General features: G+C 67.1%; 1 protein-coding gene. It reads right to left on the bottom strand.

Annotation, left to right across the window (positions count from 1 at the left end; all coding sequences use genetic code 11):
* Positions 1-115: 115 nt before the first annotated feature.
* Entirely contained in the window at positions 116-847 is a 732-nt protein-coding gene (locus tag ABZ272_RS32010) for a transposase family protein (RefSeq protein WP_355053677.1), read from the bottom strand.
* Positions 848-1,154 lie beyond the last annotated feature (307 nt).

Genomic DNA, 1,154 nt, shown 5'->3' with positions numbered 1-1,154 from the left:
GAGCTAGTTGCATCCTGTTTGTGCTGGTGGGTGGGTGTTGACGTGGTGGTGTGGGGTGTTTTCGTGCTGGCCGAGGGCTTGTTGATCTTTGGTGTGATCGTTTGCCGGGATGGGTTCAGCGGGCGATCTCGGTGTGGGTGAGCACGAGCAGGGCTCGCACGAGGGTGGTGGCGTCGCGTCGCCAGTCGTGGCGTAGTCGGTGCAGGATGCGCCAGTTCTTGAGGTGGGCGTGGGCGTGTTCGTTGGTGACGCGTTCGCGGGCGATGAGCGCGTTGGTGCGTTTCTCGGCGGGGGTGAGGGTGTGGTTGCGGCAGGCGCGGCGCCCGACGATGACGCTGGGGTTGGTGGTGGGTTGATCGTCGAGGCGGGTGTGGAAGCGGTCGCAGATCACGGCGAGGTCGTGTTGGCGTAGCCGGGCGGGTAGGCGTAGGCGTTTGGCGTGGGTGGCTTCGTGGAGTCGGGCGGGTTGTGCTGCGGAGACCCAGAGCAGTCGGCCGTGGTGGTCGGTCAGGGTGATGACGCGTAGGTGGTGGGCTTTGTGTTTCGGGCACCAGAGTTGTCTCTCGGTCCGCCCGGTCGGGGCGTGCACGGGGATGCAGGTGCCGTCGAGCAGCACGATCGGGTCGTCGGTGTCGGTGAGCATGCGTGCGCGGGCGGCCAGGACGCGGTCCAGCCGTGGTGCCATCCGGGCCAGAACGGTGACGACTTGTGTGACCCAGCGACGAACGCTGTGGTGTGACACCCCGTAGGCGGTGGCCAGGTCGGCGGGTCGTTCACCGTGACGCAGGACGGCCAGCACGATCAGGGCGGTGCTCAGGTCGGGGAGCTTGCGCCATCGGGACTTCACGCTCTTGCGGTGGATCCTCACAGCCGCAACGGCGAGGGTGAGGGTCTGGGTCGACAACGGCAGCCGGACTTGGTAAACCAGTGCGTGGCCCTCGGCGGGCGCATTGATGTGTGTCACGACCTGAGATCCTCGCCGAGGGTTCACTCGTGCCCGACGACGCCACGCCGCACCGCACCCACGACCTCTGGCCCCGGTCCCGGCAGATGATCACGCCGTAGATCAACACGGGCGCAGCCAGTACCTGGACCGCCGCCACCAGCCCCGTCAACCCCCGCCCACCAGCACAAACAGGATGCAACTAGCTCCC

It is taken from the genome of Micromonospora sp. NPDC005979 (assembly GCF_040614415.1).
In the GTDB taxonomy this organism is placed as follows: domain Bacteria; phylum Actinomycetota; class Actinomycetes; order Mycobacteriales; family Micromonosporaceae; genus Micromonospora.
Note: the sequence above shows the minus strand (reverse complement) of the source record. Positions and strands in the feature narration are given on the sequence as shown.